Here is a 14,233-nt window from a genome sequence, read left to right as displayed (position 1 = left end):
CGCGAACGCGTGTCGGCGACACGCGCGTGTGACGACCTCGAGTCCGTGTTCTTAGACTGCGTCCTGTCCGGTGTTGCCGGTACGGACCTGGTAGGCCCCATCAACGGGGAGGACGAATATTTTGCCGTCGCCGGGTTCGCCGGTGTTTGCAGCCTCACCGATTGCTTCGACGACTTCCTCCGCTGGGATGTCGGCGACGACGCACTCGATTTTGACCTTCTGGTGGAGGTCGACGGTGTACTCCTCGCCGCGCCATTGGCCCTTCTTTGCGGGCTGGGAGCCGCGACCGGAGACGTTGGTGACGGTTAGTGACGGCGCACCAGTCTCTGCGAGGCTCTTTTTCACTGCACCGAGGCGGTCCGGGCGGATGATCGCGGTGACCATCTTGAGTTCGCCGTCGTTGGGGTCGTCGTCGGTTGGTTCTCCACCGTCAGTACGAATGATTTTGTCTTCCATGTCGTCGTCAGTTGTCATGCCGCCGTCGGTGGCGACGTCAGGTTTGCCGAATTCGGGGTAGGTATCGACGCCGTGTTCGGAGAGGTCGAGTCCGTCACGTTCGTGATCGGTAGTGACGCGTGCCTGGCCGATTGCCTTGAACGCGCCCCAGACGGCTGCGGTTGCGACGACCGTCCAGATCGTGATGACGGCGACGCCGACGATCTGTGGGACGAACGCGCTTGCTTCAATCGAGAAGATGCCGCCGGCGATGACGCCACCGCCGATTGCCGTGCCCTCGATGGACCAGAGCGGGTAGATGATCAGGCCGAGCATCCCGGCAGATCCGTGGACCGGGAAGACTGCACAGACGTCGTCGATCTTGAGTTTCTGCTCGACGAATTTGAAGACGATTGGGAGCTGTGCGCCAGCGAGGAAGCCAATCGCGATTGCGCCCATCGGCGTGATGAGGTCCGTTGGACCGGTGACACCGACGAGGCCTGCGAGCATGCCGTTTGCGACGTAGAGCGTATCGACTTTGCCGTTCATCACAATCGAGACGGTCGAGGCACCCAGTGCGCCCAGACCCATGCCGAGAGCGGTGACCATCGCGACGCTGCCGACGTAGTCGAAGTCAGCCAACTCGAGCGTTGCGGGGTCGATGACCGTTGCGGCGGTTCCGACGTTGAAGCCGAACCAGCCGAAACAGAGGATGAGCGTCCCGAGGACGGCGAAGGTCATTGAGTGGCCGGGGATGATGTTGACGCTGCCGTCGTCGTTGTATTTGTCCATGCGAGCGCCGAGGATCCACGCTGCGGTGAGGCCGGCAACACCGCCGACGCCGTGGACGACCATGCCGCCCGCGAAGTCAGCGAAGCCGAACTGTGCGAGGATCGGTTCGCCACCAGGGGCGTACCAGACCATCGCTGCGACGACTGGGTAGATCAGTGCTGCAAGCAGGAAGGTGTAGGCCACGTACGCGCGGAGTTTCGCGCGACCAGCGACAGCACCAGAAACAATCGTTGCAGCTGTCATCGCGAACACCGCGCTGAACAGCCACATTGCCCAGTCGAACGATCCTTCACCGAACATCGTCAGCGGCGAGGACTCGCCACCGCCGAGCATCGAGCCGACGTTGTTCGAAATCCCCATCCCGATCACGAAGAACGCGAAGATGCCAATTGCCCAGGTCAGCATGTTCTTCGTCAACTGGTTTGCGACGTTCTTCGAACGAACCTGGCCCGCCTCGAGCATCGCGAAGCCGGCGTGCATGAAGAAGATCAGGAACGTGACCGTCAGCGCCCACATCAGGTTCATCCCGGTCGCGAGCGACTCGAGGTCGCCTTCTGCCTGCAGGGTGACCGGCTCGAGTAGCTCGATCATTCGTGTGCCCCCATGGAACCCGTTACACTATCGAATATCGATAGACGTTTGTCCACCATTTCTCCCAATCCGCATCCGCTTGTGTTCTGAATCACGTTTGACTGGCATGGACTTACCCAATATAAGGGTTAGCGTTGATATTCGTCGAAAAATAGCGTGTAATAGGTATCATCGTCAGAATTTAAAACAGATATAATGTGTATTATGGTGTTGAACTTTACCCTCGTTTTCGATAGTCGTTATATATTGGCCGTTCGTCCACCGGTTCTTTGCAGTGTGTGCTGGCTCGAGTAGCGATTTGGCACGAAATCACGGCTCGTGACATCGAATCTGCTCGCGCGCGGCAGATGTTGCCACGCCCGCATCGCTCGAGTACGCGGATTGACGTTCGTCAAAATCGGGGTCGACTCGAGTGGATTACAGTTCGCGCGCGACGTCTTCCGCGAAGTACGTCAAAATCAGGTCCGCACCCGCGCGTTTAATCGAGAGTAGCGACTCGAGTGCCACTGCCTCGAGATCCAGCCAGCCCTTCTCGGCGGCGGCGTGGAGCATGGCGTACTCGCCGGAGACGTTGTAGGCGGCGACGGGGTGGTCGAACTCTCGGCGGACGGCGCTGACGATGTCGAGATAGGGGAGGGCGGGTTTGACCATCATCACGTCCGCGCCCTGCTCGGCGTCGAGGCGCACCTCGCGCATGGCCTCGCGCGCGTTCGCGGGATCCATCTGGTAGTGTCGCCGGTTCCCGAAGGAGGGTGCGCCGTCTGCTGCATCCCGGAACGGGCCGTAGAAGGCGCTCTCGTACTTCGCCGCGTAGCTCATGATCGGGACGTGCTCGTAGCCCGCCCCGTCGAGTCCGTCCCGAATCGCCCCGACCATCCCGTCCATCATGCCACTCGGTGCGATCATGTCCGCGCCTGCCTCGGCATGGGAGACGGCAATGCGCTCGAGCGCCTCGAGCGTCGCGTCGTTGTCGACGGTCAGCGTCGGATCGTGCGCACAGTCCGCGCCGTGCTCGTGGTCCTCGACGCGCAGTTCCTCCTCGAGTGGCCCGCAGTGGCCGTGGTCGGTGTACTCACAGAGACAGGCGTCGGTGATGACGTAGGCGTCGGTGGCGTCCGTAATGCGCCGCGTGGCCTCCTGTACCACGCCGTTGTCGGCCCAGGCGCGGGTGCCTTCGGGATCTTTGGATTCGGGAATGCCAAAGAGCATGACGGCCTCGACGCCGGTCTCGAGGACGTCTTCGACGCGAGCAACGGCGTCGTCGACCGGGACGCGCTCGTGGCCGGGCATCGACTCGATTTCGACGCGCTCGTCGGTCGTCGCGTCGACGAAAATGGGGGCGATGAGATCGGACGGCTCGAGGCTCGTCTCGCTGACGAGTCCGCGGACCCGATCCTGTCGCAGTCGGCGGGGGCGGTGAGTGAGGTTCATGCCTTGGACTACAAGCGGCCGAATCAAAAACGACGCGCTCTCTCGAGGAATGAGTCCCCGCATTTTAGTCCGTCAGCGGCCAACAGCGAGTATATACTTTTAAGTGTCCACCGTTTAGAATTGCTAGCAATGGCCATAGATCCACAGTTCCACGAGAACCGCGACCAGGTCGACGAGCACAACGGCCACGTCGTCTGGGGACCCGTCGACGAACCCGAGGAACTGGGCATCCACGGCACCCACGTCGCCGTTGACTTCGACATCTGTCTCGCCGACGGCGCGTGTCTCGAGGATTGCCCAGTCGATGTTTTTGAGTGGGTTGAGACGCCGGGTCACCCCGAAAGCGAGGAGAAAGCCGACCCCGCGAACGAGACACAGTGTATCGATTGTATGCTCTGTGTTGACGTCTGTCCGGTTGATGCGATTGACGTCGACGCTGGGCGGTCGGCGTAACCGTCGCTGTGGGCGGAGTACACACAGCGAAAAGAACTGCGAGCGTCGTTATTCGGCTCGATCAACGTCGACTTGTTCTTTGAGTGTCTCGAGCCCATCTGCTTCTGCGAGTTCCTGCAACCGTTCCCGAAAGTGGTCTTCACAGAGTCCGACTTTGAGGCCGTCGGAGTCAGCTGCGAAGGCCGCTTCACGGTCACAGTAGTGGCAGTTCATAGACCACTGTATGGGCTCAGGTGCATTGAACCCTCCGCTCTCGGCGGGAATTTGTATTACTCTTCTGACAACGAAAGCCGTTGATACGCCGCTCGAGAGAGGCCAGCAATGCCGAGTTCCGTTTCGTGAGCGTCGCTCCCACCAGTCGGGAACAGATCGTGGCGTTCGAGTGCCTCCTCGACGAGCGAGTGGTCGACATCGGTGGTGTAGGGATACCAGCGTTCGACAGCCTCGAGGTCGGCAGTTAGTGCAAGTGCGGCTTCGGGATCGGGATAGCGGAGTGGGTGTGCGAGGCCGACGAGGGAACAGGCGTCAGCGAGGACTGCCTGTCCGTGGTCGAACGTGGGAATATCCCGCGGGACGAAACACGGGCCGTCGTTGCCGATGAGGTCGTCGAACGCACCCTCGTAGTCGTACTCGGTTTCAGGATGGGCATCGATTGCGCGGGCGACGTGGGGTCGACCGAAGCCGTCGTCGACGGTCACCAGCAACTCGATGCCGAGTCGGTCCTCAACGTTTTCGACAATCGCCCGTCCGCGTTCGATCCGATTGATCTGGATGCGTTCGACCAGTGACTCGAGGTCGCTCGTCTGTTCGACGCCGTAGCCGAGCAGGTCGACGCGTTGCCCACCGCGTCGGCCATCGGCGCTGGCGTTTGCGTTGTCTTCGTCAACTTCGACCCGAAGCTCGATTCCGTTGATGATCGTGACGCCCTCGCGTTCGACGACTGGTTCTGCGACCGGCTGCAATCGGTCGTGGTCCGTCAACGCGACGACCGACACGCCGTACTCGTTCGCAACGGCAGGCACCTCGCCCCGCTCGAGACTGCCATCCGAGCGGGTTGTGTGCACGTGCAAATCCGCATAGGGCATAGCTCACTCGAGCGTCCCTGCGCGGAAAGCCGTTTCTGTGTCCGCTGCTTCGTCTTGTGGTTTTCTGGCATGCCCCACTCTAGGCATATTAGGTCTTCCCAATCGCTAGAGGTTGATCATGGACAATGTTTATAATCATTGTTCACACAGTTGCAGGTGTAATGCTGCTCAATGGTACCGGCGACGTCATCGACGACTACGACTACCCTGCAACGACCGAGGACCTGATTGCCGACTACGGCGATCACACGCTCGAACTCCCAAACGGATCGGAACAGGTCGGTGACGTACTCGCTCGTCTCGAGTCGGAAACCTTCAACAACCCTGAGGAAGCTCGCTTTGCGATCTATACGGCCGTGAGCGAGAAGGCGATTGGCCGCGTCGGCTACAGCGACCGCGATCCGACGCCGGTCGGTAGCCCATACGCTCCCGACGCCGTTTCGTTCTAAGAACGAACTTTTTCCGCGTCGGGTTCGCCGTAGGCGAACCACTCGCGCAAAAACTTCGATGAAAAGGCCGAGTGCGCCGTCGGCGCACTCGGTGAAACCGCTCGCTTTGCGAGCGGTATTCTCAACTAAGCCAACCAGGGCACTGGTAGAACTCGGTAAATTATACAGTCGCCTCAAGCGCCCGCCTCCACCTTCAGTCCACGAACTCGAGGCTGTCCCCAAACTCGAGCGGGACCGACCCCTTCTGGTAGGCTTCGACGTGGCCGTTCGGCCGGGCGCGATAGACGACGGCCGGGCGGTGACGTACGTCGGGTTGCTCGCCGCGGACGGCGGCCCAGGCGTCATCACGGAAACTCGAGCAGTCGACGAACAACACTGCGCCGCCGCCGTGGTTGGCGAGTTGGCCGTTAACTTTCGTTTCGGCGGTGTCGCGAACGGCGGCGACCGGCCCTTCTGCGGCGCGGTTCATCGGCGGTTGCGGTCGCGTTACTTCGACGAGTGTGTTCGTCTCATCGTCTTTGGCGCGGTAGTCGAGTGAGTGTCCCGTCGTCACCTCGATTTCAGGGACGACCTCGTAGCCGGCGTCGGTGAGGATTTTCGCGGCGATGAACTCGCCCATCGTTGCGCTCATGCGAACCCGGTCGACGTGGTCACTCGTGCCCAGTTTCCCGGACATTACGTGTCGGTACTCATCGAGCGCGCCAGTTGTGAGAAAGTCCTCGAAGTACCGTGTCGTCTCGCGCCGACTCGCATCGGGGAAGCCAGCGGCGTGTTGTCGGAAAAACGCACGCGTCGATTCACGCCCATCTTTGGACATGAACACGGGCAAGAAAAACCACGAAATATGAGGGTAATCGGCGAGCCACGGATCTTCCTCGTGAAGTATCTCGAGGAGTTCCCGCTGGGCCCACCGGGAGACGTGATACGGAATCTCGGTCCAGCCATGTTTGTCGGTTCGCCACAGCGATGACGGCGTTTCGGTGTTCCCCATCCAGTAGGCTTCAGAGTCGTCGCGTGCGAACAGTGCTACGTCGCCGTTTTGCATCTCGAATCGGTGTGTCGTCCAGTGTGCGCCGATTTCGTGTGTCGGCGTGACGGCTCGAGCCCCGATATTCGACCTGAGCGGCTGTAAAATGTCCTGTCGAACTCGTTGCTCGCTCCAGGTCTCGGGCGAGTATCGAAAGCGAAGCGGCTGTGCCACAGGTATGCTACGGAACAGGCAAACATACGTCTTACGTGCGCGCTTAAAGTGTGGTATGGGTAACCGTTACATTGATGTATGGTTCTGCCCTATGTGTGTCTGTCTACCATGTCAATGGGTGCCTATGACGAAGATGAACACGAGCGACGCGAAGCCCAATCCTCGAGAGTGGATGCCGATTTCGACGACGAGCGGACGATCTATCACGGTGAAGTGGAGTATGATTCCGGCGAGTCGACCGAGGATTTACTGAGTCAGTTCGAAGAGATCAAATCGAAGTAGCGAACTCGACCGACTCGAGACCCGCGGGGCATCCTTTTTGCCAATCCCACAGAGGCCACTGAGGCGCAACTGTGACTGAATCAGTTAGTATGGGAGCACTTGCTCGAGACGAACAGCGAGCGCGCCTGACCAGCAAGACCACCTACTCGAGTCCGGAAGGCTTAGCCTCGGTTCGCCGAACGATAGTGTATGCAGGCCAACGAGATCGATCCGCAGGCCAGGGACGCAATGGATCGCCAGGGGCGGTTCTCGCTCCCTCACAGCCGCCACGGACTGAAACTCCTCCGGCTGCTCAGCCGGGGTGCGATGTGGATTCAGAACCGAAACGCCCTGAGCGTCGGGGCGACTATCGACCGGACGATCCCCGGCCCGGCAGGCGATATCGACGCTCGGCTCTACCTTCCCGAAGCGAACGGGCCGTTCCCCACGGTCGTCTTCTTCCACGGCGGCGGGTTCGTCCTCGGAAGCATCGCGACGCACGATTGGCTCTGCCGACATCTCACACGAGAGAGCGGCTGTGCCGTCCTCTCCGTCGACTACCGACTCGCGCCTGAACACCCCTTCCCCGCAGCGGTCGACGACGCCTACGCCGCCCTCGAGTGGGCGGCCGCAAAGTCCGACGCAATCGCCGGGAACGGACGCGTCGCGGTTGCAGGCGACTCCGCCGGTGGGACGCTCGCCGCCGTGAGCGCACTGATGGCCGCCGAACGCGACGGTCCCGAGGTTGACTATCAGGCGCTCATCTACCCCGCCATCGGCGTCGAGGAGGGCCAGCCATCCGTCGAGGAACACGCCGGGCTCGTCCTCGAGAAGGAGGATATGCGCTGGTTTGAGGCGTGCTACTACGGCAACGAGATTCATCGGCGCAATCCCTACGCCGATCCGTCGAACGCCTGTGATCTTTCCGGCGTCGCCCCCGCGACTGTCCTCACCGCGGGCTTCGATCCGCTTCGCGACGGCGGCCGGGCCTACGCCGAACAGCTCGTTCGGGACGGTGTCGCCACACGGTATGAAAACTACGAGGCCATGGTTCACGGCTTCATGACGATGCGCGAGGTCGACCGCGCCCGCGAGGCCATCGCAGACGTCGCCGCCGATCTCGCGGACGCACTCGAGGCCTAACCTATAGTAACAACTGAAACTGTTTACACACCAATCGCATAGCCGTCATGCGATTGGGTGTGCACTGACTTTCAGTGGCTACTATACTCCTCGAGGGCATCCCAGCCCGGCGTTTCTGGTGCGCCGCGAGCAGTTTCGACGGCATCGGCGATGGCCGCTGACGGAACGCCGTCGGCATCCTCGCGGCGCGACTCCCACTCCTCGAGTGCGTCCGTGACCCACGAATCGCTCTCCTCGAGCGCCTGTTCTTTGCCCCACTCGTAATGATAGTCTGAAATCGCGACCGTGCCGGCGCTCGAGGCCGCGGCGACGGCGAGACACTCCGCACGATCCTCCCGCGTAAGATTCCCGCTCGCCGTGCGTTCGACGACGCCCTCGAGTCGCTCGGGTCGGGGATGGCAGAACAGCTTCTCGCCGAGGGCCTGCGAGCCGAGCAAGAGCCCGTCGAGATCCTCGGGAACAGAGTTGTCGACGAGGCGGTCGCCGCCAAACGCCGCCTCGACGCGTTCGCACTCGGTTTCCTGCTCGAGGGCGATATTGTGCGCCGGGTACGCGCTGCACTCGTCGGGGAGCAGGTCGCTGTCGTGGATGCGACACTGCAGCGTCGTCGGATCGAGAAAGACGCAGGCCGGCAGCCACGATTCGTCCTCGAGATCGAAGGGAGCAACCGGCTTCGGCGGCTTTCGCAAGCCGACAAAGAACACGGGGCGATCAGCGACGGACGCCACTTCGTAGCCATCGATTGCGACGGCCTCGTGTTCGTCTGCAGCCCGCCAGAATCGCGGTGTCAGCGCGTCGGCCATCTCCGCCTCGAGAAACGCCCGGACCTCGTCGCGGGTGAGCGGGACGAAGTTGGTGTCGCCGTCGAGGGGTGCTCGAGTCGCGTCGTCGCGCAGTGGCTCTGCGCGTCGCTTGTTGGCGCTCTCGTCGTTGCCAGCCTCTGCGAGCAGCGGTCGCCAGTCCATACAACAGCCTGCACAGCCCTCGCAGTTGACCTCCATATGCGAGGGTATCGTGTCAGGACGGATAACCGCTCGCCCGGCGGCAGGCAGCGTGAGTTCCCGAGCCGACGCATCCGCTTGGGGGAACGACTTTCACCGTTCGATTCCCAGGGCTACGTATGGGTAAGACCTCCTGTGACGGCTGCGGTCGAACGGTCTCAGTTGCCGGCGGCATCGCCAACATCTGGACGTTCGGCGAGAACGACGGCAGCGACGGCACCGCGATGACCCTCGAGTTCGAGGACGGCACGGAGCACCTGCTCTGTTACCCCTGTATCGAGGCGCTGCCGGATAATCCGACGGCCGAAGACGTCGACCGACTCGAGCAGGTGGACGGAGAGACCTCTCGCGTGGGCGCGTTGTAGACGGCGCTGTCCGGGTGACTCTCAAAAAAATTCGTGGTGGGCGGTGACGACCGCTGGAACCTGACCATGAACTGGGGCGGTGGGGAGTCCGCCCCGTATCACAGCATCGTGATGGGGAGCCACGATGGAGCGTGTTGCGTGCTGTGATACTGTCACTGCGACCGCATCGCGACCACAACCACAATCACAACCATGACGGTGCCCGCAGCCGGTGCGGGACCGAAAGCCGCAGACCGCAAGCGGAAGGGGTGGGATTTGAACGCCACGAGGCTGTGAGGCCGCCGCGGGCCAGATGGCACCGCGGTGCTCTACCGCTGAGCGACCCTTCCACATTGATTCCTGATGGCGGGTTTCGTATTTGTAATCAGCCAGTTACCCGCCGGTAGCCGCCACCTGTGTACTGTGATGCCCTCCCTGATTCTCGGTAGCAGGTGATTTCTCCCCCGGAATCGACACTCGAGGCCGGGCCATTCCAGGTCACTCTCGGAGACGGTTCGTAGCCTTTAGGAAGCCGCCGGTCGGTGGAGTGAACGGTGAACCCCGAGCGGATCTTCGAGTCGTTTCCCGCGCCGAGCTATCGCGGGAATCAGGAGCAGGCCCTCCGTGACATTCGTGACGCCTTCGCGGCCGGCAACGATGTCGTGTTAGTGCGCGCGCCGACCGGCAGCGGAAAGTCGCTGCTCGCACGAGCAATCGCGGGCTGTGCGCGCACAATTGATGAGGCCGACCCGGTCGAGGCCTCGGGCGCGTACTACACGACGCCACAGGTCTCGCAGTTAGACGACGTTGCCTCCGACGACCTACTGGCCGATCTCAACGTGATCCGCGGGAAATCGAACTACACCTGCATTCTCCCCGAAGAGCGCAATACGCCGGTCAATCAGGCTCCCTGCGTCCGCGAACGGGGCTACGACTGTTCCGTCAAACACCGTTGTCCGTACTTTTCCGACCGCGCAATTGCCTCGAATCGGTCGATTGCGGCGATGACGCTCGCGTACTTTATGCAGACCGCGGGCAGCGAGGTGTTTCGCAAACGTGACGTGGTCGTCGTCGACGAGGCCCACGGCCTTGCCGAATGGGCCGAAATGTACGCGACGATCCAGTTAGGCCCGCGAACGGTCCCGTTCTGGGAGGATCTTCGCGTTCCCGACCTCGAGGACGAGGGCATCGACCGCGCCGTGCGCTACGCGGAGAACCTCGCGAGCACGTGCGAACGGCGCAAGGACGACCTGCTCGCCCAGGAGGCGTTTTCCCCCGCGGAGGTGCGCGAACGCGACCGCTTACAGGAACTGATCGGCGAACTCGAGTGGTTCGTCTCGGATTATCGTGATCCACAGAGTCCGACGACGTGGCTGGTCGATCAGTCCGAGCCGTCGGCGAGCACCCGCGAGAACAATGACAGTGACGAGCCGGCGGGCGGGCCGCTGACGATCAAGCCGATGAATCCCGAGAAGTACCTCCAGCATACGGTCTGGGACCGCGGGAACAAGTTCGCACTCCTCTCGGCGACGATTTTGAACAAGGCAGCGTTCTGTCGGCAGGTCGGACTCACCCCGGACGACGTCGCACTGGTCGACGTTTCCCACACCTTCCCCGTCGAAAATCGCCCGCTGTACGACGTGACACAGGGGAAGATGACCTACGAGCACCGCGACGACACCACGCCGAAAATCGCACGCACTATCGTCCGCATCATGCAGGAACACCCCGACGAGAAGGGGTTGATCCACGCACACTCCTACGCGATTCAGGAGCAACTGGCCGATCTCCTCCGGGATTTCGGCGTCGGCGAGCGCATCCGCGTCCACGACCGGGATAGCCGCGACGCCGACCTAGAGGAGTGGAAAGCCTGTGACGACCCAGACGTCTTCATCTCCGTGAAAATGGAGGAAGCGCTCGACCTGAAAGGCGATCTCTGTCGCTGGCAGGTCCTCTGTAAAGCGCCGTTTCTCAACACGGGTGACTCGAGAGTCGCCCACCGACTCGAGGAGGGCCAGTGGGCGTGGTACTACCGCTCGTCTCTGCGAACCGTCATCCAGGCCTGCGGCCGGGTGATTCGCGCGCCCGAGGACTACGGCTCGACGTATATCGCCGACTCGAGTCTGGTCGACCTGTTCGACCGTGCACAGACGGACATGCCCGACTGGTTCGAAGCGCAGGTCGACCGGATGAGCACACCCGAGTTGCCGCCGTTCGAGCCGCGTGCGGCGCTTTCTGGTGGGGGTCATAGTGGTCGATCCTCGAGTTCGGGTTCGAACGCGACCGGCGGCGGCCGCACCCGCTCGTCCGGCTCGACCGACTCCGGTGGTTCCACCTCGAGTACAGGGTCGGGGTCGTCGACCAGCCGATCTCGTCGCTCACGGCGCGGTCGATCCTCCGACTCCTCGCCGCTTGCGGACGTCTGGGATACGGAACGATAGCCGGGTCCTCGAGTCACCACGCTCGAGGACGCGTTCGAAAAGATACGTCGCGTGTGCGTGCCCCGTGTGTATCAGAACGCCGCCAGTGCCCCCCAGGCGATCATCGACGTCACCATGAGGAGCGCAAACAGAAGCGCGATAACCTGATTCTTGTCCATATATGCGAGTCTCACTGCGCCAGTATGAATGTCACGACCATCGCTGGCAGCGTTACTCGAAGCGCACGTCGACTACGACGTGAGCCACCCCTGCACTGTGGCTTTTCACTCGTCGTTTCTCGAGAATCTCGAGGTCGCTCTCGGCCGTGTCCGACGCGCGCTCGAGGCGCTCGAGCGGCCGGTCCCAGAGCCGTGACTCCGGTGTTGCCTCGTGGTAGTGGACGACGCCGCCGGGGACGAGTGCCTCGAGTGCGGCGGGCAGGAACTCGTGGGCTTCGTTCGCACGCGAGGCTGTGCTGTCTGCGTTTTCACTGTTGTCGGCGCTCGCCGAACTGCCGTAGTAGCCCATCACGACGCGGTCGGCGTCGATCTCACTCGCAAGATCCCTGCAGTCGGACATGTAGGCCTCGACGCGGTCGCTGACGTCGTTGAGCACGGCGTTCTCGAGCAGATAGCGAAAGGCAGTGGGGTTGATCTCGGTCGCACTGACTCGCGCGCCGGCACGAGCCATCGGGAGGGTGAAGTAGCCGATTCCGGCGAACATATCGAAGACGTGCTCGTCGCCGCTGACAGCGTCGCCCATCCGCGCGCGTTCGGCTTGGTTCCCCGGCGAAAACATGACTTTCGCAGGGTCGAGTCCGTACCGAGTGCCGTGTTCTGCGTGGATCGTTTCAGTGTCTGACTCGCCTGCGAGCAGTCGCGTCCGTGGCTCACGATGGGTTCCCGCCTCGCCGGTATTTGCGATTCCCTCGTCTGCCAACACGCTGTCTGCCTCGCCGTGAATCTCGAGGAGCGCCTCCGCGACGGCGGTCTCGTCCGGACACTCGGCTGGCATCGTCACGAGGATCACCGAGCCGATGACCGCCCACGAACTCGGGGCCGTCTCGATTTCGGCCTCGCTCCAGCCGCGTTCGGCGAGCACGTCCGCGAGATCCGTCGTCCGAAACTCGGGGTCGAACTGGCGCACGACCTCGAGCACGCGCGTTCCCGTCGGCGGTTCGGTGACCGGAAGCGCGATTCGCTCAGGTTCATCGGGCTCTTCGCGTCCGGCTTCGCCGCGGTCCGTCCGGACGCGCCGCGAGTCGTCGTAGACGCCTTCGGCTCGCAGCGACTCGATTGCGGTTTCGGTCCGCTGTTTTTCGACGATGACTGCAAGCGGGGCATCGGCTGCCTCGAGACCGGGAACGTCGTCGAACTCCTCAGGCATCGGTGTGGGAGTAGGGATCGTAGGGCGCTGGATTCTCCTCGCCGGTGTCGGGGTCCGGATCCGGGAGAACGTGCAGCCCGGCGCGACTCTTCAGGACGGGCACTGTCTCGGCATCAGGCTCGAAATACTCTGGGCGCGCGACCGTCGTCGCCTGAAACGTTTCGGGGTCGAGCACCTGGACGGCGTTGTCGTCTTCGACGGTGACGACCGTCGTTTTCTCGCCGTCCTCGAGTCGGCCGAGTCTGCGCGCTTCGGGTGAGTTCCCCTCCTCGTAGCTCGCTTCGTAGCGGTCGCCCGTCGTGATGCGGGTGCCTTTGAGGTTGCCGTGGGCGCTGCGGACGAGCACGGGGCCGCCGTCGTCGGTGAGGTCGATGATATCGCCGGGAATATAGGGTGGGAGGCGGACGGCGAAGGTGACGCGGTAGACCTCGTTGCCGTCTTCGTCTTCGGTGACGAGCGTTTCGGCGTCGTTGACGGAGCCGCCGAATTCCTCGATCATCTTGTTCGAAATTTTCTTGCCGATTTTGTTGGTCGAGACCCTGATATTCAGCCCGTCTGCGTCCTCGCTGATTTCCGTGACGAAGGCATTGCGGTCGCCCGTCGCCTCCATATCCGCGACCGTCTGGTGGGCAATCTCTTTTGCACGCTCGAGTTCTTCGCTCGTCGGCGTCCGGTCTTCGGCGCGTATCTGGACGATGCTCGCGTAGTAGTCGCCAGCGATCCGGCCACAGCGCTGGCAGGTCTGGCGGGCGATTTTGACGGGAATCATCACCTGCTCTTCGACGGGCGTATCGCGGACGACGCCCGTGAAGTAGGCGTACATCCGGATCGTGTTCTCGCCGACCTGTTCCGGCTCGACCTGCCAGGCGACGTCGTCGACGTCGACGTGGACGGAAAGCACTTCGCTGACTTTCTCGATGGCGATATCGGTGTAATCTTCGGCACCGATATCGACCCACCGATTCCCTTTGTGGACCGCACCACAGCGGGCACAGACCTGCACGTCGATCCGATCCGGCGCGTCGATAAAGTCGAAGTCGTCGAAGTAACACGAATCGCAGAGTTCGACCTCCGCACCGGGTCGCAGTGGATCTGGTGCACCGCCCTCACCTGCTGAATCATCGCTGTCCGTTCGCTCGGGGACGGGGTCCCCACAGCGCGGACAGAACGCTCGAGAGTCACTCATTAGCCATCCTTACGGACTGAGCGAGTTAAACGGCCCGCTCCGTTCGCCACCGATG

At 62.3% G+C, this 14,233-nt stretch carries 14 protein-coding genes and 1 tRNA gene; 6 read left to right on the top strand and 9 right to left on the bottom strand.

The window, feature by feature from the left end; all coding sequences use genetic code 11:
- Nucleotides 1-51: 51 nt before the first annotated feature.
- Both B2G88_RS13360 and hemB read right to left on the bottom strand, forming a co-directional pair.
- Nucleotides 52-1,818: an ammonium transporter gene (locus tag B2G88_RS13360; RefSeq protein WP_054863261.1), complete on the bottom strand. Its 1,767-nt coding sequence runs from the start codon at nt 1,816-1,818 to the stop codon at nt 52-54.
- Between the two features lie 417 nt (nt 1,819-2,235).
- Entirely contained in the window at nt 2,236-3,249 is a 1,014-nt protein-coding gene (gene hemB / locus B2G88_RS13355; RefSeq protein WP_087715045.1) for a porphobilinogen synthase, read from the bottom strand.
- Nucleotides 3,250-3,378: 129 nt separating this feature from the next.
- Here hemB and B2G88_RS13350 point away from each other — a divergent pair, with 129 nt between their 5' ends.
- Nucleotides 3,379-3,702 carry a 4Fe-4S dicluster domain-containing protein gene (locus B2G88_RS13350; protein WP_054863260.1) on the top strand — a complete coding sequence of 108 codons (324 nt, stop codon included), beginning with the start codon at nt 3,379-3,381 and terminating at the stop codon, nt 3,700-3,702.
- Nucleotides 3,703-3,750: 48 nt separating this feature from the next.
- Here B2G88_RS13350 and B2G88_RS19630 read toward each other — a convergent pair whose 3' ends face one another.
- Both B2G88_RS19630 and B2G88_RS13345 read right to left on the bottom strand, forming a co-directional pair.
- A complete protein-coding gene (locus tag B2G88_RS19630) occupies nt 3,751-3,915 on the bottom strand; it encodes a DUF6757 family protein (RefSeq protein WP_176393242.1) in 165 nt (54 codons plus the stop codon).
- Between the two features lie 56 nt (nt 3,916-3,971).
- Nucleotides 3,972-4,787, bottom strand: a complete 816-nt coding sequence (locus tag B2G88_RS13345) for a PHP domain-containing protein (protein WP_054863259.1) — start codon at nt 4,785-4,787, stop codon at nt 3,972-3,974.
- Nucleotides 4,788-4,948: 161 nt separating this feature from the next.
- Between B2G88_RS13345 and B2G88_RS13340 the strand changes: the two genes are divergently transcribed.
- Nucleotides 4,949-5,236, top strand: a complete 288-nt coding sequence (locus tag B2G88_RS13340) for a DUF5789 family protein (RefSeq protein WP_054863258.1) — start codon at nt 4,949-4,951, stop codon at nt 5,234-5,236.
- A 193-nt stretch (nt 5,237-5,429) separates the two neighbouring features.
- On the opposite strand, the gene B2G88_RS13335 is transcribed toward B2G88_RS13340, so the two are convergent.
- Entirely contained in the window at nt 5,430-6,437 is a 1,008-nt protein-coding gene (locus B2G88_RS13335) for a DUF5784 family protein (protein ID WP_054863257.1), read from the bottom strand.
- A gap of 108 nt (nt 6,438-6,545) precedes the next feature.
- Here B2G88_RS13335 and B2G88_RS19625 point away from each other — a divergent pair, with 108 nt between their 5' ends.
- Complete coding sequence (locus tag B2G88_RS19625; protein ID WP_245835397.1) at nt 6,546-6,719, top strand: DUF5786 family protein; 174 nt, start codon at nt 6,546-6,548, stop codon at nt 6,717-6,719.
- A gap of 189 nt (nt 6,720-6,908) precedes the next feature.
- Entirely contained in the window at nt 6,909-7,841 is a 933-nt protein-coding gene (locus tag B2G88_RS13330; RefSeq protein WP_087715044.1) for an alpha/beta hydrolase, read from the top strand.
- A gap of 71 nt (nt 7,842-7,912) precedes the next feature.
- On the opposite strand, the gene B2G88_RS13325 is transcribed toward B2G88_RS13330, so the two are convergent.
- Nucleotides 7,913-8,842: a YkgJ family cysteine cluster protein gene (locus B2G88_RS13325; RefSeq protein WP_087715043.1), complete on the bottom strand. Its 930-nt coding sequence runs from the start codon at nt 8,840-8,842 to the stop codon at nt 7,913-7,915.
- A 119-nt stretch (nt 8,843-8,961) separates the two neighbouring features.
- Here B2G88_RS13325 and B2G88_RS13320 point away from each other — a divergent pair, with 119 nt between their 5' ends.
- Nucleotides 8,962-9,207, top strand: coding sequence for a DUF7561 family protein (locus B2G88_RS13320; RefSeq protein WP_054863610.1), 246 nt, complete (start codon nt 8,962-8,964; stop codon nt 9,205-9,207).
- Between the two features lie 240 nt (nt 9,208-9,447).
- Here the strand turns inward: B2G88_RS13320 and B2G88_RS13315 are convergent.
- Nucleotides 9,448-9,536: transfer RNA gene (locus B2G88_RS13315), tRNA-Gly, on the bottom strand.
- 204 nt (nt 9,537-9,740) lie between these two features.
- Here B2G88_RS13315 and B2G88_RS13310 point away from each other — a divergent pair.
- The gene (locus tag B2G88_RS13310; protein WP_087715042.1) at nt 9,741-11,627 is read left to right on the top strand and encodes a helicase C-terminal domain-containing protein; all 1,887 of its coding nucleotides are present in this window, start codon (nt 9,741-9,743) and stop codon (nt 11,625-11,627) included.
- A 210-nt stretch (nt 11,628-11,837) separates the two neighbouring features.
- Here the strand turns inward: B2G88_RS13310 and B2G88_RS13305 are convergent, their stop codons facing one another.
- Together B2G88_RS13305 and B2G88_RS13300 are read right to left on the bottom strand one after the other, a co-directional pair.
- Nucleotides 11,838-12,992: a class I SAM-dependent methyltransferase gene (locus B2G88_RS13305; RefSeq protein ID WP_087715041.1), complete on the bottom strand. Its 1,155-nt coding sequence runs from the start codon at nt 12,990-12,992 to the stop codon at nt 11,838-11,840.
- Nucleotides 12,985-14,178, bottom strand: a complete 1,194-nt coding sequence (locus B2G88_RS13300) for a 60S ribosomal export protein NMD3 (RefSeq protein ID WP_054863609.1) — start codon at nt 14,176-14,178, stop codon at nt 12,985-12,987. The genes B2G88_RS13305 and B2G88_RS13300 overlap by 8 nt, the downstream gene beginning before the upstream one ends.
- Nucleotides 14,179-14,233 lie beyond the last annotated feature (55 nt).

The sequence above is a fragment of the Natronolimnobius baerhuensis genome, assembly GCF_002177135.1.
Lineage (GTDB): Archaea > Halobacteriota > Halobacteria > Halobacteriales > Natrialbaceae > Natronolimnobius > Natronolimnobius baerhuensis.
The sequence above is the reverse complement of the archived record's forward strand: the minus strand, read 5'-3'. Positions and strand labels throughout refer to the sequence as shown.